Annotated in this window: 18 protein-coding genes; 15 read left to right on the top strand and 3 right to left on the bottom strand. The window is 44.2% G+C overall.

Annotated features, from left to right (window positions below; translation table 11 throughout):
* Window positions 1-43: 43 nt before the first annotated feature.
* Window positions 44-2,071, top strand: coding sequence for a methionine--tRNA ligase (gene metG / locus GQR89_RS09100; protein WP_158769755.1), 2,028 nt, complete (start codon window positions 44-46; stop codon window positions 2,069-2,071).
* Between the two features lie 64 nt (window positions 2,072-2,135).
* Here metG and GQR89_RS09095 read toward each other — a convergent pair whose 3' ends face one another.
* A complete protein-coding gene (locus GQR89_RS09095; RefSeq protein ID WP_158769754.1) occupies window positions 2,136-2,885 on the bottom strand; it encodes a methyltransferase domain-containing protein in 750 nt (249 codons plus the stop codon).
* Window positions 2,886-3,040: 155 nt separating this feature from the next.
* Between GQR89_RS09095 and gloB the strand changes: the two genes are divergently transcribed.
* Window positions 3,041-3,814: a hydroxyacylglutathione hydrolase gene (gene gloB, locus GQR89_RS09090; RefSeq protein WP_158769753.1), complete on the top strand. Its 774-nt coding sequence runs from the start codon at window positions 3,041-3,043 to the stop codon at window positions 3,812-3,814.
* 31 nt (window positions 3,815-3,845) lie between these two features.
* Complete coding sequence (locus tag GQR89_RS09085; RefSeq protein WP_158769752.1) at window positions 3,846-5,507, top strand: LysM peptidoglycan-binding domain-containing protein; 1,662 nt, start codon at window positions 3,846-3,848, stop codon at window positions 5,505-5,507.
* Between the two features lie 28 nt (window positions 5,508-5,535).
* Here the strand turns inward: GQR89_RS09085 and GQR89_RS09080 are convergent, their stop codons facing one another.
* On the bottom strand, window positions 5,536-5,997 hold the full coding sequence (locus GQR89_RS09080; RefSeq protein WP_158769751.1) for a VOC family protein: 462 nt from the start codon (window positions 5,995-5,997) through the stop codon (window positions 5,536-5,538).
* A gap of 296 nt (window positions 5,998-6,293) precedes the next feature.
* Here GQR89_RS09080 and GQR89_RS09075 point away from each other — a divergent pair, with 296 nt between their 5' ends.
* The 10 genes from GQR89_RS09075 to leuD all read left to right on the top strand — a co-directional run bounded on the left by GQR89_RS09075 (window position 6,294) and on the right by leuD (window position 20,284).
* Window positions 6,294-6,698, top strand: coding sequence for a VOC family protein (locus GQR89_RS09075; protein WP_158769750.1), 405 nt, complete (start codon window positions 6,294-6,296; stop codon window positions 6,696-6,698).
* A 310-nt stretch (window positions 6,699-7,008) separates the two neighbouring features.
* Window positions 7,009-8,859, top strand: a complete 1,851-nt coding sequence (locus GQR89_RS09070) for a sigma 54-interacting transcriptional regulator (protein ID WP_158769749.1) — start codon at window positions 7,009-7,011, stop codon at window positions 8,857-8,859.
* A 19-nt stretch (window positions 8,860-8,878) separates the two neighbouring features.
* Window positions 8,879-11,455: a TonB-dependent receptor gene (locus tag GQR89_RS09065; RefSeq protein WP_158769748.1), complete on the top strand. Its 2,577-nt coding sequence runs from the start codon at window positions 8,879-8,881 to the stop codon at window positions 11,453-11,455.
* A gap of 42 nt (window positions 11,456-11,497) precedes the next feature.
* Window positions 11,498-12,700 carry a CaiB/BaiF CoA-transferase family protein gene (locus tag GQR89_RS09060; RefSeq protein WP_158769747.1) on the top strand — a complete coding sequence of 401 codons (1,203 nt, stop codon included), beginning with the start codon at window positions 11,498-11,500 and terminating at the stop codon, window positions 12,698-12,700.
* Window positions 12,700-13,602 (top strand): hydroxymethylglutaryl-CoA lyase, encoded by a 903-nt coding sequence (locus GQR89_RS09055; RefSeq protein WP_158769746.1) that lies wholly within the window; start codon window positions 12,700-12,702, stop codon window positions 13,600-13,602. Before GQR89_RS09060 ends, GQR89_RS09055 begins: the two co-directional genes overlap by 1 nt.
* A 32-nt stretch (window positions 13,603-13,634) precedes the next feature.
* Window positions 13,635-15,698 (top strand): hydantoinase/oxoprolinase family protein, encoded by a 2,064-nt coding sequence (locus GQR89_RS09050; RefSeq protein ID WP_158769745.1) that lies wholly within the window; start codon window positions 13,635-13,637, stop codon window positions 15,696-15,698.
* Between the two features lie 9 nt (window positions 15,699-15,707).
* The gene (locus GQR89_RS09045; RefSeq protein WP_158769744.1) at window positions 15,708-17,573 is read left to right on the top strand and encodes a hydantoinase B/oxoprolinase family protein; all 1,866 of its coding nucleotides are present in this window, start codon (window positions 15,708-15,710) and stop codon (window positions 17,571-17,573) included.
* Between the two features lie 20 nt (window positions 17,574-17,593).
* Window positions 17,594-18,217, top strand: a complete 624-nt coding sequence (locus tag GQR89_RS09040; protein ID WP_158769743.1) for an isochorismatase family protein — start codon at window positions 17,594-17,596, stop codon at window positions 18,215-18,217.
* Window positions 18,218-18,240: 23 nt separating this feature from the next.
* Window positions 18,241-19,671 (top strand): 3-isopropylmalate dehydratase large subunit, encoded by a 1,431-nt coding sequence (gene leuC / locus GQR89_RS09035; RefSeq protein WP_158769742.1) that lies wholly within the window; start codon window positions 18,241-18,243, stop codon window positions 19,669-19,671.
* A 10-nt stretch (window positions 19,672-19,681) separates the two neighbouring features.
* Window positions 19,682-20,284, top strand: coding sequence for a 3-isopropylmalate dehydratase small subunit (leuD, locus tag GQR89_RS09030; protein ID WP_158769741.1), 603 nt, complete (start codon window positions 19,682-19,684; stop codon window positions 20,282-20,284).
* A gap of 569 nt (window positions 20,285-20,853) precedes the next feature.
* Here leuD and cysS read toward each other — a convergent pair.
* Window positions 20,854-22,248, bottom strand: coding sequence for a cysteine--tRNA ligase (gene cysS, locus GQR89_RS09025; RefSeq protein WP_158769740.1), 1,395 nt, complete (start codon window positions 22,246-22,248; stop codon window positions 20,854-20,856).
* 187 nt (window positions 22,249-22,435) lie between these two features.
* Between cysS and GQR89_RS09020 the strand changes: the two genes are divergently transcribed.
* Window positions 22,436-22,930, top strand: coding sequence for a peptidylprolyl isomerase (locus tag GQR89_RS09020; RefSeq protein WP_158769739.1), 495 nt, complete (start codon window positions 22,436-22,438; stop codon window positions 22,928-22,930).
* A gap of 55 nt (window positions 22,931-22,985) precedes the next feature.
* Window positions 22,986-23,726: a UDP-2,3-diacylglucosamine diphosphatase gene (gene lpxH / locus GQR89_RS09015; protein WP_158769738.1), complete on the top strand. Its 741-nt coding sequence runs from the start codon at window positions 22,986-22,988 to the stop codon at window positions 23,724-23,726.
* The last annotated feature ends 226 nt before the right edge of the window (window positions 23,727-23,952 follow it).

Here is a 23,952-nt window from a genome sequence, read left to right as displayed (position 1 = left end):
CCATTTGCGACCTTTTTAATTAAACGAAGAAACCAAAATAAACATGTCGTCACAACCACGTAAAATTCTTGTTACCAGCGCCCTTCCCTATGCAAATGGCTCCATTCACTTAGGCCATCTTCTTGAGCATATTCAAACGGATATATGGACGCGTTTTCAACGAATGTGTGGCCACGAAATATACAGTGTATGTGCCGACGATGCACATGGTACGCCCGTTATGCTTAAAGCCCAAGAGCTTGGCATCACCCCAGAAGAAATGGTGGCACGTACCCGTGAAGAGCATCATCAAGATTTGCTCGACTTCTTCGTTGAATACGATAATTACCACGTCACCCACAGTGACGAAAATAAAGAACTCTCTGAGCTGATTTATAACCGTCTCAATGAAGCGGGTTATATTTCAAAGCGCACTATCAGTCAACTTTACGATCCTGAAAAAAACATGTTCTTGCCTGATCGTTTTGTAAAAGGTACCTGCCCTAGCTGTGGTGCCGAAGATCAAAACGGCGACAGCTGTGATAGCTGTGGTGCAACATACGACCCAACAGAAATGAAAAATCCTCGTTCGGTTGTTTCTGGCGCGACACCTGTGCTGAAAGACTCAGAGCACTTTTTCTTCGATTTACCGCAGTTTTCCGACATGTTGCATACATGGTTAAAAAGCGATGCGCTGCAAAGTGAAATTACCAATAAGCTAGAAGAATGGTTTGAAAAAGGCCTACAGCAATGGGATATCAGTCGTGACGCGCCTTACTTTGGGTTTGAAATACCTGGAGCACCGAACAAGTTTTTCTATGTTTGGGTAGATGCCCCGGTGGGTTACATGGCAAGCTTTAAAAACCTATGTGACCGCACTGGTATAAACTTTGATGAATATTGGGGAGCTGATTCCACTGCCGAGCTCTACCATTTCATTGGTAAAGACATTACCTACTTCCACTGCTTGTTTTGGCCAGCCATGCTTGAAGGTGCCGGTTTCAGAAAACCGACCGGAGTCAACGTGCATGGTTTTGTTACCGTAAATGGTGCAAAAATGTCGAAATCAAAAGGTACGTTTATCAAAGGTCGCACCTATTTAGAGCACCTAAATCCTGAGTATCTGCGTTATTATTTTGCGTCAAAACTGGGAGCAAACGTCAGCGATATCGACCTAAACTTTGAAGATTTTGCGCAAAAAGTGAATTCCGATTTAGTAGGTAAAGTCGTTAATATCGCTAGCCGATGTGCCAGTTTTATTACTAAGCGCTTCGATGGCAAGCTATCAGAAAATGTCCTTGAGCCAGAGTTAGTTGCGGAATTTCAAAACGCTCAAGCTAGTATTAGTCAAGCATTTGAAGAGCGTCAATATCATAAAGCCGTACGTGAAATTATGGCGTTAGCTGATAAAGCCAACCAATTTATTGATACCAACGCACCTTGGGTTACCATCAAAGATGAAAGCCAACAAGCATTCACCCATGACGTTTGCTCACTCGGTATTAACTTATTCCGCATATTAATGGTGTATTTAAAGCCGGTAGTACCGAAATTGGCCGAGCAAGCAGAAGCGTTCTTTAATGATGATTTGAACTGGTCAAGCGCCCAAAGCGTGTTGACCGGGCATGAGATCAATAAGTTTAAAGCACTGATGCAGCGCGTAGACATGGATAAGGTTAACGCCATGGTTGACGACTCTAAAGAAAACTTAGCGCCGACGGTGACACTCGACCCCAACAGTCCGCTGGTAAAAGATCCTATTGCAGAAACAATCGAATTTGATGATTTTGCGAAAATTGATTTACGTATAGCAAAAATTATCGTTGCTGAGCACGTAGAAAAGGCCGATAAATTACTGCGCTTAGAATTAGATTTAGGTGGCGAAACTCGTCAAGTATTCGCTGGTATAAAGTCGGCTTACCAGCCAGAAGACTTAGTAGGGAAATTGACTGTGATGGTAGCAAACTTAGCACCGCGTAAAATGCGATTTGGCTTATCCGAAGGAATGGTACTTGCTGCGGGTCCTGGCGGAAAGGACTTGTGGATTATGGAGCCTCATGAAGGGGCCCAGCCAGGTATGAAAGTAAAATAACCACACGCTAAACAGCGACAGTAAAAAGCCTGCTTCCAAGCTAAAAGCTCAGATGCAGGCTTTTTTAGTTTTGCGGCTTCTCGCTATTTAAATTTCCCGCACGAATACTTGCCCCTACAGTGCTAAATTTAGGCTTAAGCTGCCACTTTGGTTTTATGGGTGATAAAGGCACCGTTCTTTTTTTCGCCACAATAATGTACACACTGGCCAACTGAGGTAAAAAGCGCTGACACCAGCGAATTAAAATATTGTTTGGCCGTGCGGTAAATAGCTTTGTATAGGGCCGATACCTTACAAGAGTTACTTCAAATCCAAGTAGATGTAGCCAATCTTTTATCCTCGGCACACTGAAGAAACGCGCTTCGTGCAACAAACTTTGACTATTAAACCAAACAAGCTTGCGCAAGCCCGTCAAACTCAAGGGATTAAAGCCAACGATAACCAAATCACCGTCTGGCATAATCGCTCTGTCTACCTCTCGTAGAATTTGATGGGGATCTTGAGCAAAATCTAGTTCATGTGCCAATACGAAACCGTCTACACTGTTTTCTTTTAGGGCCATATCTCGTGATAGAGAACGCATACTCGCGTTTTCGTGCTCTTTGGCTACCATGTTCACGCAATGTTTGATCGAACATTTCGACAAAGAAAGTTCACTGCTTAAATTTCCAACTTTGACGAGGTGATAACCAAAAAACTGTTGCGTGATCTCGTCAAGTTCGGCTTCAACAATAGCTTTACGCTCAATACCGGAGGGCAATACCGACCAAGACCGAGGATAGCGGAGTTTTTTGTCTAATAACGCTGGTTTCATCAATACAATAACGACCTATTTTTATCAGATGTGCAACAACATATTACACCTTTCACAGTCAGCATAGTGAGACTAGTGCATGCACTGAGGTTTTGAATATGTATAATGTCGGATTACTTTACACTGTTTTATCATTGTTGTTACTGGAGATCGTTATGTCATCCCTGAAAATTAGGCCTATTAAAGCATTCGAGGATAATTATATTTGGTGTCTAACCAATGGTGAAACCTGCGTAGTTGTTGACCCTGGTGATGCAAAACCAGTGCTCAAATATTGTAAACGCAATAACCTCATGTTAACCGACATACTCATCACTCATCATCATAGTGATCACACTGGTGGTGTGAATGACTTAGTTGACGCCTTTGCCGGTATAAACGTGTACGGGCCGCAAAATCCCGCAATTCAGTCGATAACGAGGCGGGTTAGCGATGGTGATAAAATTGAACTTGGTGGATTAGGGCTTGAGTTTGCTATTATTGAAGTGCCAGGGCACACGCTAGACCACATTGCGTATGTGGGTTCATGCGGACTTTTCTGTGGCGATACGCTTTTTTCTGCTGGCTGTGGCAGACTATTTGAAGGTACACCGAGTCAGATGTATGAGTCGCTCAATCGATTGATGAGCTTACCTGATGACACAAAAGTGTATTGTACCCATGAGTACACCTTGGCAAATGTTAAGTTTGCCCGAGCAGTCGAGCCAAATAATGCGGCGCTATTGAACTATAAAGGTTGGGCCGAATCTCAAAGGGTTGATTTGAAGCCTACGCTGCCCTCGACCATGAGCGAACAAAAAGCGATAAATCCGTTTTTACGTGTTAACAACGCGGAAGTAAAACACCAAGCCGAGCATTACGCTGGCAAAATATTACCGACACCTGAAGCCGTATTTGCATCGATTCGGGCTTGGAAAGACAATTTTTAAACGTAAAATAATGAATAAAAAGGAACGTTTAGTGCGCATAAAAACTTTGTTATGCATATCTCTTGTGGCGCTTTTACCCGCTTGTCAAATGATAGAGCATCATCCAGAAATGGCCGAGCAAATCGAACAGGAACATGAAATAGCGCAACAAATAGCGCGTACTTGCCAACAATCAGGCGAGGGAGCGGAAGATGAATACGACTGCGAGGCTGCGGATGAAGGCACCATCCCTATTACTCATCCTGAAGAAGAAGTTGAGGTCATTATTGAGCCTGAAGCTATCCCTGAGGATGTAGCTGTCTTAGATGTTTGGCAGTATGTAGGTGAAAATCTTGCCCTACAGTATGACGATAACAAACGCATTGCCAGTCAGCGTAATTGGTATTTAAAACACCCTTCGTATATGCAGCGCGTAGCCAAACGAGCCAAGCCTTTTCTGTATCTTATTGTAGAACGCTTAAAAAGCGAGAATATGCCACTGGAATTGGCCTTGCTACCTATTGTCGAAAGTGCATTTGATCCCTTTGCGTATTCTCATGGCCGCGCAGCTGGCATGTGGCAATTTGTGCCAGCAACAGGCAAACGGTTTGGCATGAAACAAACCTGGTGGTATGACGGCCGCCGAGATGTAATGGCATCGACAGACGGTGCAATTGCTTATTTACGTTATCTTAACGAAATGTTTGATGGTAACTGGCTTCATGCACTAGCGGCATACAACAGTGGCGAAGGCCGCGTAATGCGCGCCATTAAAAAGAACAAAAAAGCAGGAAAAAACACGGATTATTGGGCACTAGATTTGCCAAGAGAAACTCGTGCTTACGTTCCAAAATTATTGGCCTTAGCCGATATTCTGCGTGACGCGGAAAAGTACGCATTCAGCTGGCCCGTCATTGAAAATAACAAAGTGACGGATATTGTAGATGTCGGTTCACAGATTGATTTAGCGCTTGCAGCCGATATGGCGAATTTAACAGTGGAAGAACTCCATGCCCTAAACCCCGGGTATAACCGCTGGGCAACCGATCCAGAAGGTCCGTTTAAGCTATTGGTGCCAGTAGACAAAGTAGATGCATTTAGCGAGGCACTTGCAGCAACTGACACGAAAGAGCGTTTGAATTGGGTGCGGCATAAAATTAAAAGTGGTGATAGCTTGCTTAAACTGGCACATCAATATCATACGACGCCAGACATTATTAGCCAGGTAAATGAATTAAAGGGCAATATGATCCGTGAGGGCAAATACTTGGTTATTCCGGTGGCGCTTAAATCGATGGATTTTTACTCGTTATCACAAGACCAACGATTAGCTGACACGCAGTCAAAGCATAAAAGCGGCACCTATCAAGTCAAACATAAAGTGAAAAGTGGCGATACTATATGGGACATCAGCCGTAAATATAAAGTAAATATGCGCAGTCTAGCAAAGTGGAATGGCATGGCGCCCGCCGATACGCTGCGTCCCGGTAAAGAACTTGTTATTTGGTTAGACGGTAAAGGAAAGAGTCAACACAGTGATGCAGTAATGCGTACGTTAACTTACACGGTACGTGGTGGCGATTCATTGGCAAGAATAGCGGATAGGTTCAACGTTAATGTATCTGATATTCAGCGCTGGAACCAAATCAATATAGATAAATACCTTCAGCCCGGTCAAAAGCTTAAAATTATGGTGGACGTGACTCGCACTTAAGTGCGAGTCGGTACACTAATAAATAGGCTTAGGGCAAAGCCCGATACATAAATTCAATTCGATTACCGCTAGGCTCATACACCATCATATGTTTGTTTGGGCCGTTTCCGGATTGCTCTGGGGCAAACTCTACTACCACACGCTCATCTTTCGATAACGTTTCATACAATGCGTTTAATGCATCTTCACTTTCAACTCTGAAGGCCAAATGATGTAACCCCACATTATTTTTACGGTCAAACTTAACGGCACGTTCAGGGTGAGTCGCCGCCCATAGTGTAATGACCACACTATCATTAGAAAGAAAAACAGCCGGGTATTGCTCGTCTCGACCCACAACGCGAAACCCCGCGTGGTTAATAAAGAATTTTTCAGATGCCTGCAAATGACTCACCGTCAATCCCACATGATCAATCCCCTTTACACTTTGCTGCGCGTCGCTTGCGATTGAAAATAGGCACAAGACAATCATTAAAATTACATTTTTCATTTACGCTGTTCTCTTTTAAAATTTATATACTTACAACGGGAACGCTTGTTGGGCTATTTCATTTCATCGTAACCCTATAGGAACTGCCAATTAAGATAAAAACGTATTCATAAATCAAATCTAACGCGTGCATATGCTCAAATACTCTAACCACGAAAACTATGACTCAATATCCTTAGTATGTGTTTTTCAACTAGGCTCTAAATAATAGCGTTTGGCACCCAAAGCCCCTATCACTCACTGTGGCACATTACGTGCTCGTATTATGGCTTAACATAAAGGGGCATTTAAAAACCATGAATCATATTCGTTCAATCCACCACATTAATTATTTGGTTAGCGATCTCAATCAGGCCATTCCCTATTTCAGCAAGTTATTTAATTGCCAGCCGATCGTTGAAGCATTATCAGGGCGAGATGTGAAGACCGCTCGTTTTCCGGTAGGTGATGCTTGGTTGGTATTAGTTCAGCCTGTGAGTGAACACAGCGAAGTAGCACGTATCTTAGCCCAGCGTGGAGAAGGACTTTTTTTACTGTCATTTGGTGTGGACAACCTAAGTAACGCCTTAGACGCACTCGTTGAACGCGGCATCAAACCCGATGCAAAGGGTCCTCGCTCAGGCCTCGATAATTGGTCTGTCCATGATATTGAGTGTCCTTTATCTCTCGCCTTTGTTTTGCAACTTTGCCAACCCACCTAAAACATTTGTTTTTTCTTTTTGCCTCCCAAATTAATTTCATTATGAAAAATATTTTTCATAATGAAATTAATTATGTCTTTTTTGTTGCTAAGATGTAAGCGACATTATTCCCAAATTTCCTTTACAGCCCTTTAAAAACAGGGGGCCAATTATAAAATTACGAGTGTGGCACAGCTGATGCTACATGCTCTATACCTGCGAGAAGTTAAATGAAAGAACTAAAAAATAACGTGGAATACTTAAATACCCAAAATATAACCACTGTGCTCAACAAACTATTGTTGGCACTGGCATGCCTAGGGGATCAGAAATGAAAATTTCAAAGTCTACTTTTGAGCATGTGCGCGTTTTGGTATTTGGCCACAAAGAATTTAGTCAACTCATGACCAGCGTTATGCCAGAGTTTACTGAAAAAGCGCACTTTCGCATTCTTGATACTATCGTTGGAAGCGTCAAAGAAATTGAACAACACATTACAGATTTCAAACCTGACGTGATTGTCAGCGCAGGGGCTAACGCCGCTTACCTAAAGTCAGCATTAGATATCCCAGTATTGTCTTTGGACAGTACGCCAGGGGATATTATTTCTGCTGTTAAAAGAGCAGCTCAGATTTCCGACAATATCGTATTAATCAATTTCGCAGAATCGTCACCCGTCGTACCTCTACTAGAATCAGCGTTAAACGTTTCCATTCAAGAAGAAATTTATACCACCTCAGACCAAGCCAGAGAAATATTTCAACTGACTCGTCAACTCAAAAATGTGGTATATGTTGGCGCAAGCTTGGTCTGTGGCCTGGCAGCGCAGCAAGAAATCCCAGCGTTCTTGTTGTATTCCGCACAGTCTTGTAGAAAAACTCTGGCCAATGCAATCAGCGCAGGACGTAATCATTTACAGACGCAGCAACGTACCGCCCTAACCGATTGGCTTGTGTACCAATCAAAAACCCCTATTTTTATGACTGATGAACAAGGTGACTCGGTCATATTTAATCAAGCTGCTTTCGACGAATTAGGTGTAGATAGTGAGAGTCATATCGAGCTAGAAAGCTTTATTCACTCTGATGAACACCAGCGTCCAACGGATGGCGAATGTCAGATACATGGCACCGATTGGTGGTTTCATCAAGATTGCGTAATGGCTAAAGGCAACCCGTCTTATGTTTATCAATTCTATCGAAAGAAGCCTAAAACAGAAAAACAGCTAGTCACAAACCGTCATAACTTAGTGTATTCGTCACCTGCATTAGTTGAAGTCGTCAACCAAGTTAAATCATTTTCAACTTCACCTAGCAACGTGCTAATTTTTGGTGAATCCGGTACAGGTAAAGAACTTATTGCCAGAGCCGTTCATCAACACAGTCCCTATTGTGAAGGACGTTTTGTCCCGTTAAATTGTTCCGCTATTCCGACTGAATTGTTTGAAGGTGAGCTTTTTGGCTATCGTGATGGCGCTTTTACCGGTTCGAAACGTGGTGGTCGAAAAGGTCTTATCGAAGAAGCACAAAATGGTGTGTTATTTCTTGATGAAATAAGTGAGCTTGCACTCGATCAACAATCAAAATTATTACGCTTTATGCAAGAGAGGCACTATCGCCCTCTTGGTTCAAACGAAGAGAAACCGGTTAATTTAAAATTAGTCGCGGCAACCAATAAACCGTTGCGTGAACTGGTTGAAGCCGGCTTTTTTAGAGAAGATTTATTTTTCCGCCTTAACGTTTTTAATATACATATTCCAGCACTTCGGGAGCGCCCTGAAGATATTAAACGTATCTCAGAACAAAAGTTAGCTGAATTCATTATCAGTTATAAATTGCCATTTTCCGTCGACGATATTTTACCTCATGTTATGTCAACCTTAGTTGATTACGCTTGGCCGGGTAACGTCCGTGAATTAGAAAATGTTTTAGAGCGTTTAGTTGCCTATTTGTATACCGCTAATAGCACAAACAACATTCAACAGGTTTTACACCACATTGCACCAGAGATGTTGCAGCATGAAAATTTTGACCCAGACAACGGTTTAGTAAAAGCCAAAGAGCTTGAACTAGTTGTTGAAGCTATGACTCGTTTCAATGGGGACAAGCGCCGCGCCGCGGCGTATTTAGGACTGAGTCAAACCACGTTATGGCGGCGGCTTAAACGCATAAACAATAATTAAAATTAACGGAGAACACACCATGGCAGATCTGCGAATAAATACCTTAACTAGCAGCATAATATTAGCGCTGAGCAGCGGGTTTTATCCCCTTGTGGAAGCGAATGCGCAAGAAACAACGTTATCTAATGAACAACTTGAAATTATCAGTATCTCGCGTAAGCGACCTGAAAGCCTACAAGAAGTGCCCATTGCGATTACTGCGCTGTCCGAAAAGGTTATTGAAAACGCAGGTATAGAACGCCCCGGTGACGCTATAGGTTTGATCCCGAACATCACTATGGTAGACGCATCAAACGTCGGTGACACACAAGTTACCATTAGAGGGATAGTCTCAACCCGTGACGCGGAATCAACCTTTGCCTACGTGGTTGATGGTGTGCTGATGACCAATCCAAATGGCTTCAATGAAGAATTATTCGATGTGGCCCAAATTGAGGTTTTAAAAGGCCCACAGGGAGCATTGTACGGTCGCAATGCAGTGGCAGGTGCGATAATAGTCACCACTAAACAGCCTTCAGATGAATTTGAAGGTCGAGTCAAGGTTGGTTTGGCCAACAATGATACTCAAAAAATTAGTGGTGTTATATCCGGTGCTTTTTCAGACTCCCTTCGCGGACGCTTGTCAGCAAGTACTAACAGTACCGATGGTTTTTACAGTAATGCATTTACCGGTGCTGATGACTCAGTGGATTATTTAGAAGACAGCAATATTCGAGGCCGATTAATATGGGACGCGTCAGATATTCTCACACTGGACTTTCGTGCAAGTGTCAGTGACGTAGAAGGCGGAGCCATTAACTACAATGCGGCTTTTGCTTTGCCCTCATTTGTTGACGCGTTTAATCAACCGGCCTATTTTGCCGACGTCAACGAACACGATTTTATTTTCGCCTTCAACGTGCCGGGCATAAACGAACAATCTACGTTTGAAACATCACTAAAAGCAGACCTAGATTTAGACGGTTTTGATGTCACCGCGGTGCTTGCCTACAACGACTTAGAAGAAACCCTGTTATCTGATGGCACCAGTGCTTCTTTTTACGGTTATGAGCTTACAGCGCAATGTCAAACTGATCGTGCCACGTTAAATAACGCTCCTGCTGCGATCGGCGGTGCCGGTAGAACTGACTTGTTCGGAGAGTTTTTCGCCCCTTACGGTGTCTTCGCCCCAGGCGTTGAATTCACGGGCGTATACGGTCCTTTCACCCCGACGTCGTGTGATGGGTATCAATTCCAAGAACGCAGTCAATCAGACTTCAGTGGTGAGCTGCGTTTCACCTCAGACTCGCCAAGTGACCCATTGCGTTGGATCGCCGGTTTATATTTTGCAGAAATTGAACGAGACGTCGTTGTTGCCTATGGGGCAGACACAGGTCAAGGCTTTCTAAAGCAAGCCTACATTCCAGCAACCGGTCCTAACCCTACAGATCTATTATTCGACGATACATTTGATACTTCAGTCATGTCTGCATTTGGTCAACTTGAGTACGACTTTAATGAGCAGTGGGAGCTATCAGTCGCATTGCGCTACGATCACGAATCTCGTGATGTAAGCAATAATGTGCCCAACGTGAATGCTTCGGGCTTAAATATTAACACCATTATTGATGGTGAAGTCGGACCGATTAACCCAGCATTCATCGCCAATCCAGATGGGATCCCAGATAGAAGCCGCACATTCAGTCACTGGCAACCTAAGGTCACCCTTGCCTATGCGGCTAGTGACGACTGGAACTGGTATGCAAGCTACGGTGTGGGTTTTAGAAGCGGTGGATTCAATTCTATTGGTACTGAGGCGACGCTTGATTTTTGGTTTAACGCCACAGGTGATGGTAGCCCTGGCGATGCGGTCAATGCACAATTATTAGTCAGTGATGAATATGACAAAGAAGTCACCACTAACATCGAGTTAGGCTTTAAATCAAGCTTGTTCGATGACGTTATCAAACTCAACGGCGCAATATTCGACACAACTGTTGACGACAACCAATTCTTCGAATTTTTCGCAGGTCCATTTGGCCTAATTCGCGCGGTTACCACCATCGATGAGCTTAAAATCCAAGGTTTTGAAATGGATATAAAAGCTCAAGTAACCGAGGATGTCAGTATTTTTGCTGGAGTTGGTTTGCTTGATAGTGAAATAAAAGAAAATAAAAACCGTCCACTTTCCGTTGGCAATACGGCGCCTCAATCACCGGATGAAACCTACACACTTGGTGTTAGCTGGGATTACTCGTTAGCAGAAGATCTATTTATGACTAGCCGTCTTGATTGGCAGTACGTGGGTCAAACTTACTTCCATACACTACAAGATGAACAAACCCCTACTATTTGGGACTTCTTTGGCACCTTAGGTGGCGGTGTACCTGCTGGCCCGCACTCGGTTGATTTTTCAAACGCTACGCGTGACGCCTACAGCACCCTTAATTTACGTGTCAGTCTAGACAGTGAAAACTGGACTCTGGCCCTTTGGTCTAAAAATCTGACTGATGAAAATTATCTACAAGAAGTGATACCCACACCTGAGTTTGGAGGATCATTTTTACACCCTTCAGCACAGCGTTCTTACGGTGTTGACTTTGCTTATCGTTTCTAATTTCCAAAGCCCTTTGGCTTTTCCACATTGGAGTAATTTATAGTGAAAAATAAACCCTTATCAGGACTGCGTATCATTGATTTAACGCATATGTTGTCTGGTCCTTATTGCGGGATGATCTTAGCCGATTTAGGTGCTGAAACAATCAAAGTTGAACCCCTAAAAGGTGAAGGAACACGCACGTTACTGGCCAACGACCCTGAAAATTCTATTAACGGCATGGGGGCGTATTTCATTACGCTTAACCGAAACAAACAGAGCGTCTGTATAGATCTTAAGTCGCCTGAAGGATTAAAGGTATTTTACGATTTAGTCAAAAAATCAGATGTTGTTATCAATAACTTCGGAGCTGGAGTGCCTACCCGTTTAAAAATAGACCATGAGCACTTAAAAGAAGTGAATCCACGGATTATTTCTTGTTCAATCACTGGGTTTGGTAACGATGGTCCGGGATTCAAACGACCTGCTTTTGATCAAGTTGCACAAGCAATGGGCGGCGGCATGTCGATTACTGGCACTGGACCTGACCAACAAATTAGAGCCGGTATCCCTATTGGTGATTTGGGCGGTGGCATGTTCGCCGTTATGGGTATTCAAGCTGCTTTATTGGAGCGGGAGCGCAGTGGTGAAGGACAGGACGTTGATGTGTCAATGCTCGATTGCCAAATTTCTTTATTGAATTATATGGCAACGATGCATTTTATATCAGGTAAAGACCCCTATCCAATCGGCAACTCGCACTTCGTACACGTGCCATACAATACCTTTACCACGGCTGATGGGCACATTGTCATTGCCGTTATCACCGATAATTTCTGGCAAAATTTGAAAGATTTATTAAAGGTAGCCGAATTCGATAAACCAGAATACGACACGCAACCCGGACGCTGGAAAGATCAAGATTTCATCAACGAAACACTCAACAAAGTGCTGTCTAAAAACACCTCAGCGCACTGGATAAACCTACTTGAAAAAGCGCGTATCCCTTGTGCGCCAGTTAATAAGTTCTCCCAAGCCCTGAACGACGAGCAAGTGCTGCACCGTAATATGGTTGTGGAGTTATCAGACCCTGAAGGATATAAAACCAAGGGGCCAGGCAATCCTATTAAGTTCTCACGAACCAACGAAGAAACCTTCACTGCCGCCCCTGGGCTAGGTCAACATACCGACCAAGTGCTGAACGAATTATTAGGTATGGATGCACAAGAAGTTAAACGGTTGAAAACAGCAAAGGTAATCGGCTAATGGCATCAAATAAAGTCATCATTAATGATGTGGGTCCTCGAGATGGTTTACAAAACCAACCCAGGGTACTCAATTTAGAACAACGTTTAACACTGATTATGGCCCTTGAGGCGGCAGGCATACCTGAAATAGAAGTGGGCGCGTTTGTGTCTCCTAAAGCGGTTCCGGCAATGGCGGGTACCGCGGACTTATTTGCCATGTTACCTAAGGGAAGTGCGCGGTATTCAGCCCTTATCCCAAACATGAAAGGATTCGAGTTAGCCCTTGACGCAAAAGTGCCTTTGACGTCCCTGGTGGTAGCTGCCTCGAACACCATGAATGAAAAAAACATTCACATGACAACCCAGCAGAGTATCAAAGTCAGTCAAGAAGTACTGAGTTTAGCAAAGTCAAAAGGGGCAAATGTGCAAGCCTACGTAGCCACGGCATGGGCCTGCCCGTTCGAGGGGAAAATAGCGCCCGATGAGGTGTACCGGATAACGGAACAACTTATCGAAGCAGGTGCCAGCGCTATTGTTATCGCCGATACTATTGGTGCAGCGGATCCCGCCCAGGTACAAAGCTTGATGAGCGGTCTGGTGAGTCGATTCGACAGCAACATATTGTCGTGCCATTTTCATGATACTAGAGCCATGGGACTTGCCAATACATACGCTGCAATTGAAGCTGGTATTCGCAAATTCGATGCCTCAATAGCGGGTTTAGGGGGCTGTCCATTTGCCCCTGGCGCCAGCGGAAATGTGGCGACTGAGGATGTCGTCATGATGCTTGAACAAATGGGTTTTGATACCGGTATCAATATCCCTTTGCTGTTAGAAGCATCTAATGTAGCCATTGCCTTAACGGGCACCGCGACCGGCGGTAAAGCGAAATCCTGGATGGAAAAATATTATAACAATTAAGAGGCTAATTTAGCCCCACATCGGAGAGCAATATGAGTTATCGATTAGGTGTAGATGTAGGCGGTACGTTCACTGACTTACTGTTGATAAATGAAATAACGGGTGAAACACACACGGCGAAGGTTCCCTCTACGCCAGAAGATTCATCTGTCGGCGTACTCAATGGCATTGCCCGTATTTGCCAAGAGTCAGGCGTTGACGTAAGTAAAATCGGCAGGGTCATGCATGGTACTACTGTCGCGACCAATGCAGTACTGACCGGCAAAGGGGCAAAAGTGGGTTTAGTGACCACAAAGGGCTATAAGCAAGTGCTGCAAGTGGCAAGGTCTTTTTGCCCTGGTGGCTTAGGTGGTTGGGTAAGCTTTGTCAAAAAACCTCTACTCGCCCCGCTCGAATTGACCATAGAAGCAGACGAGCGCATGAATGCAAAAGGACAAACGGTCACCGAATTAGATGAAGTTGCCTTACGAGAACAATTGCATCAACTAAAAAATACTGGGCAAGTCGAAGCACTAACGATTTGTTTTATAAATTCTTATTTAAACGGCGCCCACGAGCAACAAGCGAAGAACATTGCAAGCGAGATTTTTACAGATATTCCCATCTCTATTTCCAGTGATGTTGTGCCTGAAATGCAAGAGTATGAGCGCACCGAAACCACGGTAGTCAATAGCTACGTTAGACCTGAAGTCGCACGATATGTTGATAATTTAAGTCAGTCACTTATGAGTAAAATGGGCAACGATTTACATTTATCTATTTTGCGCTCTGACGGTGGTTTAGCGTCTGCTCGTTCATCAGCCGAAAGCCCGGTGAATTTATTAATGTCTGGACCCGCTGGCGGGGTATCCGGTGCAATACATTTTTGTAGTAAAGCCGGATTCAACGACATACTGACCTTCGATATGGGCGGGACTTCTACAGATGTAGCCCTGATTCAAAACGCTAAAGCGCGCGTTCGTCGCGAAACGCGTGTTGGCGATGTAACGGTACGCGCACCTTCTGTTGATGTACGAACCGTTGGAGCAGGCGGTGGCTCTATCGCTTTTGTACCTGAGCTAACCAAAGCCCTGCGAGTAGGTCCCGAATCAGCTGGCGCCAAACCCGGACCTGCCGCTTACATGAAAGGCGGAACAGAACCAACAGTATGTGACGCAAACGTTGTACTGGGTTACCTACCTTCTGACGTTCAACTAGGGGGTGCTATGGCGATCGATAAGAGCGCCGCAGTAGCCGCCGTAAAAAAAGTTGCCGATGCGATGGGTATATCCGTTGAAGAAGCCGCTGAAGGTATTATCAAAATTGCTAACGAAGCCATGTTTGGTGCCCTGCGTTTAGTTTCTGTTGAGCAAGGGTTCGACCCAAGAGACTTCGCCTTAGTGGGGTTTGGTGGTGCGGGCCCTTTGCATGCCAATGCACTGGGTATTCTAACCCAAGCTTGGCCGACAATCATTCCTCCTGGTCCTGGCGTTTTGTGTGCCTACGGTGATGCCACCACGCAGGTGCGAAATGAGGCATCGCGCACCTATGTGAAATTACTCAAAAACGCCACTAAAGAACAACTCATTAGTGCGCTGACTGAGTTGCAAGAGAAAGCCTGTTCCACACTTCTAGCGGACGGGATCCCCGCTGACGCACAAGACCTTACCTTTCAAGCAGATGTGCGATACACAGGACAAGCCTTTCAGCTGTCAGTTGAGTTCACTCTAAGCGAACTTCAAGCCAAAGGATTGGATGTATTAAAAGCACAATTTGATAAAGAGCATACTCAGCTCTTTACCTTTGCCTTAGAAGACGGACACGAAATCGTTATGATCCGTGCAATTGCCACCGCCAGTAGCGGCGAGCTACCAACCATGCCTCGTGGAACCGCAGGCGCTACGCTTGCAGATTGTACTATCGCCCACAGCAAAATTTATTATGAAGGTGAGTATCACACCACTCCTATATACGACAGAAATAAGATGCATCAAGGCATTTCGCTTCATGGCCCTGCCATAATTTGTGAAATGGATTCAACGTCCGTCATTCTGCCTGGCTATGAAGCCTCAGTGGACGTTGTCGGTAACATTCTCATCCACCCAATAAAATTTTAGGAGACGAACATGAATAATAAAATAAAACAAAGCAATATGTCGCCTCTGGGCCGTGTCGATGTTGACACGGTAACCGTAGATATCATTGAAAATGCCCTAAGCAACGCACGGGAAGAAATGGACGCAGTGTTATTCAGAACAGCCATGAGCCCCGGCATACGGGAGCAAGGTGACTGCTTCCCAATGATTGCTAATAAAGATGGCAAAATGGTAGTAGGTCAATTCGGCTCATTCATTCACGGCTTCATGGAAGCATATGAAGGGGAGCTTGAAGAAGGCGATATCATTTTGACTAACGATCCTTATATGACCAATGCGGCGGTTTCTCATCTTCCAGATTGGATTGTATTGGTGCCTATTTTTAGAGAAGGCCGTCATATCGCTTGGTCAGCAATGTTTGGGCATATGTCTGATAACGGCGGTATGGTGCCCGGATCAATCCCCATAAAAGCTGAAAGCATTTTCCAAGAAGGGATTAGGATCCCCCCTACCAAGCTATATAAAAAAGGTGAGTTACAATCTGACTTGTTAGATTTAATTTTACACAACGTGCGTACCCCTCAATGGAATAAATTCGACCTTAATGCCTTAGTTGCAGCCTGCAATACCGCGGCCAAACGTTGCATTGAAATATCAGAACGCTTTGGTGACGACGTGTTTTATTCCACCATGGAAATCATGCTTGAACGTAACCGTGTAGCCATGAGTGCCATTATAAATATGTTGGTTCCAGAAGAGCCAAGAACCTTTGTGGACTATGTCTGTGACGATGGCGTGGGCATGGGCCCGTATAAAATACAGTGTAAAATGTGGCGCGAAGGTGACCGCGCATTTTTTGACTTCGAAGGAACCGATCCGCAAGCCCAAAGCTCGATCAATTTCTATCTAAACGAAGACATGTTCAAAATGTTCTTTGGCTCTTTCACTATTAATTTAGTCGACCCACAAATTCTATTCAACGATGGATTTTACGATTTAGTGGATGTGCACATTCCAGCAGGTAGCCTGCTTAAACCGCATTTTCCTGCAGCATTGTCTGGCAGAACTCACGCCCTAGGACGTATTTTTGACGTAATGGGTGGGTTACTCGGTCAAGGTGCACCAGAAGCGATGAACGCAGCAGGATTTTCTGACTCTCCTCACCTGTTTTATTCGGGCTACGACGATAACGGCGAATGGTTCCAATTATTTCAGATTGGTTTTGGCGGGATCCCAGGTCGCCCTGTTGGAGACGGCCCAGATGGCCACTCGTTATGGCCAGGCTTTACCAATGTTCCGAATGAATTCATCGAAGCTTATTTTCCACTACAGGTTGATAAATACGAAACCATCGTCGACTCAGGTGGTGCAGGACAGTACCGAGGTGGAAACGGGTTGTCGGTTGCCTATCGATTCTTAAACGATGGCTCAATCGCTATCCATGATGATCGTTGGTTAACATACCCTTGGGGGGTAAATGGCGGTACACCCGGTAGACGTTCAACAAAAGTAATACACAGAGCAGATGGTACACAGCAAACCTTACCCGCAAAATGTGATGGCATCGAAGTTAAAAAAGGCGACGTATTGTACTTTAACACTTGGGGTGGTGGTGGTTGGGGTGACCCGTACTTGCGTGAACCGGCTCATGTTTTGGACGATGTAAATCGCGGTTTAGTGTCCATTGAAGGGGCGAAACGTTATGGCGTAATAATAGAAAATGGCCACGTTGAGTTGACAAAAACCGTAACATTACGAGAACAACTCAGTAATGCTCGCGGCGAGACGCAGTTATTCGACTTTGGCGGCACTATTGAAGAAATAAAAGCCCGCTGCTTAGAAGAAACTGGCCTTCCAGCACCTGAAACACCGCGCTTTGTTCGAGCACGAGCCTAATCGTGGATAAAGGAAATCATGTGAACGAAAAGACCACTAACGATCATGATTTATCCGTTGGTTCACTGACGCTTGGCTCACGCCCAGCGTTGGTGATCATCGACATGTCATTGGGATTTACCCAACCCGATAGCCCATTAGGAGGAAACTTCTCAGCTGAAGTCGACAATATTAAGCATCTGCTTGAGCAATTCAGAGCCCGAGAGTTGCCTATTTTATACACCACTGTGGTGTACCACAATGAGCATCAAGCTAGCGTATTTCGTACCCGCCTGCCGGACTTAAACATATTACAAGCCAACAGTAAGTGGGTACAGATTGACCCAAGACTTATGCCAAGAACAAATGAACCCATTGTCGAAAAATGTTGGGCTAGCGGTTTTTTTCAAACCGATTTACTCGCACAGTTACAGACAAAAAAAGCGGATTCTATTGTGGTTGTTGGATTGACCACCAGTGGCTGCGTTAGAGCAACCGCGGTAGACGGTTTACAACACGATTATCCCGTTTTTGTGGTACCTCAGGGCTGCGGAGATAGAAATCTGACTGCACACAATGCCAGTTTACACGACATAAACGCTAAATATGGTGTGGTGTTATCTCTAACAGAGTTGTGTCATGCCCTGACTCAGCTGCAAACATAAAATATTGATACAAGGTGACAAACGTGTCTAAAACCCTCTACGATAAATTGTGGGAAGCCCATGCTATTTCCGCTGATCCCGCAAATAACACTACTCAACAACAACAAGATAGTAGTCAACAACTGCTCTATATCGACCGCCACCTGATACACGAGGTGACCTCACCGCAAGCGTTTGATGGGCTAAATCAAAAAAAACGCCGTGTACGTTGCCCCCATAAAACCATCGCTACGATGGATCACAGCGTATCGACACGATCCCTAGCACTTGATGCGTGTGGCCCATTAAACGCATTGCAACTGACTACTTTAATCCGTAACTGCCAATATCACGATATTGTGCTTTACCCTGTCGGAAGCAAAGAGCAAGGTATCGTGCATGTTATGGCACCTGAAATGGGCCTAATATTACCCGGTATGACAGTGGTATGCGGTGACTCCCATACTGCTACTCACGGAGCATTCGGTGCTCTCGCATTCGGTATTGGCACGTCGGAGGTTGAGCATGTGCTTGCCACCCAGACATTACGTCAAAGTAAGGCAAAAAGTATGCGCATTCGCATTGACGGCGCATTAGGAACAGGCGTGACTGCCAAAGACATTATACTGGCAGTTATCGGCCATATAAGTCATGCAGGTGCGACCGGACATGTTATTGAATATTGCGGCCAAGTCATTGAAAAAATGACCATGGAGCAACGTATGACCATATGTAATATGAGTATAGAAGCTGGTGCCAAAGCAGGGATCATAGCCCCAGACGATGTCACGTTTGGCTATCTGCAAACCCGTCAACACAGCCCCAAAGGCAGTGAATGGGACGAGGCGTTAGCTCACTGGCATACCCTAAAAAGTGACGACGGAGCAAAATTTGATCAAGAGATAGTGCTTTTTGCAAATGACATTGCACCACAAGTTACTTGGGGCACAAATCCGGGGCAAGTAGTCGCTATTGATAAACCCATACCTTGCCCTGAATTAGTGAGCAATTCAGTTGAAAAAGAAGCTGCTGTTCAAGCCTTGGCTTATATGCAACTGACCCCTGGACAAATGCTCAGTGACGTGCCAATTAGCCACGTATTTATAGGCTCATGCACCAATAGCCGCATTGAGGACTTACGCAGAGCTGCCAGTGTAATAGGCAATCATAAAATTTCTCCTACCGTCAGCGCCATTGTCGTGCCTGGCTCTGCGGCAGTTAAATATCAGGCTGAGCAAGAAGGTCTAGATAAAATATTTTTACAAGCTGGTTTTGAATGGCGTTTACCTGGCTGTTCAATGTGTTTGGGCATGAATGACGATGTATTAACGGCAGGACAGCGCTGCGCATCAACCAGTAATCGTAATTTTGTCGGCCGTCAAGGGCGTGGGGCATTTACGCATTTAGTGAGTCCCGAAATGGCTGCAGCTGCTGCCATAGTTGGTAAGTTCGCCGATGTCAGAACATTTATATAGGAGTATAAAAATGTCAGGTTTTTCAGTTTTAAGCGCTAAAGCCATTCCTTTTTTAAAAGCCAACGTCGACACCGACCAGTTACTGCCTAAGCAGTTTCTAACGGGCGTTACTCGAACTGGCTACGGAAAACACCTATTTCATGACTGGCGCTATACCGATGCACAAGGCACGCAACTGGCTGCAGATTTCGTCTTCAACAAACCTCAATATAAAGGTGCTCAAATTCTATTGGCTGGGGAAAATTTTGGCTGCGGTTCGAGTAGAGAACACGCGCCTTGGGCTTTAGCAGATTATGGATTTCACGTGATAATTGCTCCGAGCTTTGCTGATATATTCTATGCGAACTGCATTAATAATTTGATCGTGCCAATTGTATTAAACAAAGACGACATCAAATACGTAGCGCAAATGGTTGAAGCAAAATCGGATACGCAAATACGGGTTGATTTACCCGCACAATCAGTAACGGTGTGCGACAAAACCTATCTGTTTAGCATCGAAGAACATCACAAAAAAAATCTTATCTCAGGCAGAGATATGATAGATCAATCTTTGGAGTTTACGCCGCTTATCGTCAAGCATGAAAACAACATACAAAGTTGGTTAGTCTAAGATTAGCATTCACTTTAATAATAAAGGGCTATCCGTTAGCCCTTTTTCAATCGGTACTCAGCCTCAGATAGCGTAATTTAATCACCATCACGCAAGCTCACATGTAAAACTGCAACCACAATTGAGACGACCTTATTCAACGAAAGTATGCGCGCCACTGACGGCATATAATGAGATAAGCGCACAAAGAGTCTGTATGTAACTGACCTGTTTGCTAACCCCATATATCGTATTGACACGCGGGGTAACCGCATATTGATTGAACAAAATGGTGATATCAACGGTGCAACAGATGAAATTGATATCGCATCGAAAATCATATCCTTGGGAAGGATATGATAATTATGAACTTTGACGCTATTTTGATAGCCCTGAAATGGCTAATAGCCAAGCCAATGCACCGCATTCCGTGTCAATTATTCACCTCAAATAATGACTATTTGAAACTGTTATCTGCACAGCAAATCTTCTGCTTGCACCATAAATAAAACCTAAAAAGGGTGAACAGTTCTCTGTTCACCCTTTGAGGATATCTATAATAATATGAAGCTCACATTATAAATTTTGTCTTAACCTTTGCGCCAAGTGGTGCCATTTGGCCCATCTTCTAACACAATATTTAAAGCATTTAGCGCATCACGCGCGGCATCTGCTGCTGGCCAATCTTTGGCCGAGCGAGCATCGTTTCGTGCTTTAATCAGCGCTTCGACTTGTGCACTCTCATCACTACCTTGCTCATCACCTTGAAGATATTCATTTGGGTTACTTTGCAAAATTCCTAATACCTGTCCTAACTTAAGCAGTATTCCCGCTAATTTAGTTGCACGCTCTGCCCCGCTTTCACCTTCTGCTTTGGCTTTATTAATTTCGCGGGATAAATCGAACAACACAGCCATTGCTTCAGGTGTATTGAAGTCGTCATCCATTGCTTTATTAAAGCGTGTAAGATAATCGTCCGTTTGCATATCAACGTTACGATCCGCAACCACATCACGCAATGCAGTGTACAAGCGTTCTAGTGCGCTGCGTGCCTGAGTAATATTACCTTCAGAATAACTCAACTGGCTGCGGTAATGTGCAGACATTAAGAAGTAGCGCAAGGTCTCTGAATCATGTTGCTTTAATACATCCCGTAACGTGAAAAAGTTACCGAGTGATTTAGACATTTTCTCGCTATCAACCTGCACCATCCCAGTATGCACCCAGTAATTAACGTAAGGGGTGTTAAATGCGCAACATGACTGGGCAACTTCATTTTCGTGGTGAGGAAAAATCAAATCAGAGCCTCCACCATGAATATCAAAATGATCGCCGAGATGCTTATGGTTCATAGCCGAACACTCTATGTGCCAACCCGGACGCCCGTCTCCCCAAGGCGAAGTCCAGCTAGGTTCACCAGGCTTAGCTGATTTCCACAAAACAAAATCCATTGGATCATCTTTGTCACTGCCGACGTCTACGCGAGAGCCCATGTTGAGCTGTTCTAAATCTTGCTTGCTCAACTTGCCATAATCGTTATACGAACTGACATCGAACAATACGTCGCCAGATTTCGCCTGATACGCATGGCCATTGTTAATAAGGCGCTCGATGATTGCGATAATTTCAGGCATATGGGTGGTAACACGAGGCTCAATATCCGGTGGCAGTAAATTTATCGCCGCGAAATCTTCATGCATCATGGCGATAGTGCGCTCGGTCAACTCACTTGTGGTTTCATTGTTTTCATTGGCTCGTTGAATAATTTTGTCGTCGATATCAGTGATATTGCGCACGTAGTTCACGTCGTAACCTCTGTGACGCAAGTAACGCACCATTAAATCAAAACTTAAATAAGTCCGCGCGTGGCCCATATGGGATAGGTCATATACTGTGATACCGCACACGTACAAACCCACCTTTGATTCATGTAAAGGCGTAAAGAGCTCTTTTTGTCGAGTCAGGGTATTGTATATGTGTAGCATTAACCGTATTCCTATAAATAATTAATTGTGTTAACAAAATTGGTGCGCGAATGCGTACCGAAAAGACGATTCTATCACCGAGTCACCCCCCTCGCATTAATCAATATGAATCAACTGCTTAAAAAGCGCTGCGCTTTACGTTAGAATGGCGTACTTTTATTTATCTGGTTTATCTGAGGGCATTAAAATGGTCAAAATTCATACTAATTACGGTGTGGTTAGCATCGAGCTTTTCGAAGACAAAGCGCCTGAAACCGTTGCTAACTTTCTAAGTTATGCTAAAGAAGGTTTCTATGACAACACGATTTTCCACCGTGTTATTGATGGCTTCATGGTTCAAGGCGGTGGTTTTGAGCCAGGTATGGAACAAAAAACAACGAAAGCGACCATCAAAAATGAAGCGAACAATGGCTTGATCAATGAAATTGGTACATTAGCGATGGCACGAACTAATGAACCACATTCAGCCAGCTCACAATTTTTCATTAACGTTGCAAACAACAGCTTCTTAAACTTCCGTAGCGAATCTGGCGACGGTTGGGGTTATTGCGTGTTCGCAAAAGTGACTGACGGTATGGACGTAGTCAATAAAATCAAAGACGTTAAAACAGGTAATTCTGGCTATCATCAGGATGTCCCCGTGGAAGACGTGGTTATTCAAAAAGTTGAAATAGACGAATAATCCAAATTATCGAGGCTTATTCGTTCTGAATAAGCCTCATAAAGAGCCTTTTAGTATGTCATTTACCTATTTTATCGCCGATTTACATTTGTCTCCTGAGCGTGAAGACATTAGTCAATGTCTGTTCCAATTTTTGCAACACAACGCCCGTCAAGCAGATGCTTTATATGTATTAGGTGACCTATTTGAAGCATGGATAGGCGATGATAATCAAACCCCGTTTAATCAAAAAGTGGCCCATGAATTTAAGCAAGTTGCCGACAGCGGCGTTAACATTTATTTTATCCATGGTAATCGTGACTTTTTGATCCGCCAGCGCTTCGCTAAGCAAGCTGGGTTCACCTTGTTACCTGAACAAGTCGTAGTAGATTTATACGGTACGCCAACATTAATATCCCACGGGGATGAGTTATGTACCCGAGATGTGGCTTACCAAAAATTTCGGCGAAAAGCACGTGGCTGGTGGTGGCCAAGATTAGTATTGTGTTTGCCTTTATCCACTCGGCAGAAAATTGCCGACAATGGTCGAGCTGCCAGCAAAGAAAACCAAAAGCAGTTAACCACTGAAATTATGGATGTTACCCAACAAGAAGTCATAAACACCATGGCACATTTTAATGTGCAACGACTTATCCATGGACACACTCACCGTCCTGACATTCATGACTTTGAAGTCAATGGCCTTCCTGCACAGCGTATTGTTTTAGGTGATTGGTACGATCAAGGTAGCATCCTTAAAGTCTCAGAAGATACATTGTTACTTACTGAACATCCCTTTTTTAAACCCGCGCAATAAATCGTTAAACATAAATAACCAAACTCCTCTTTTATTCTCCCGTCGAAGCACAACTCACATTCATCAACATCACCTGCAGCCCGTCATAATTTAGTAAAAAATCTGCCACGATAATGCCATCTTAACGTCATTGAACCGTCAACAAAGTGTCAGCAATTATTCATATTACTCCTTTAGGCTAGCAGCGCGATTACTGGACTCACTGGTAACTGAAACAACCAAAGCA

Source organism: Paraglaciecola sp. L1A13 (genome assembly GCF_009796745.1).
GTDB lineage: Bacteria > Pseudomonadota > Gammaproteobacteria > Enterobacterales > Alteromonadaceae > Paraglaciecola.
This window is presented reverse-complemented; position numbering and strand designations above follow the sequence as displayed.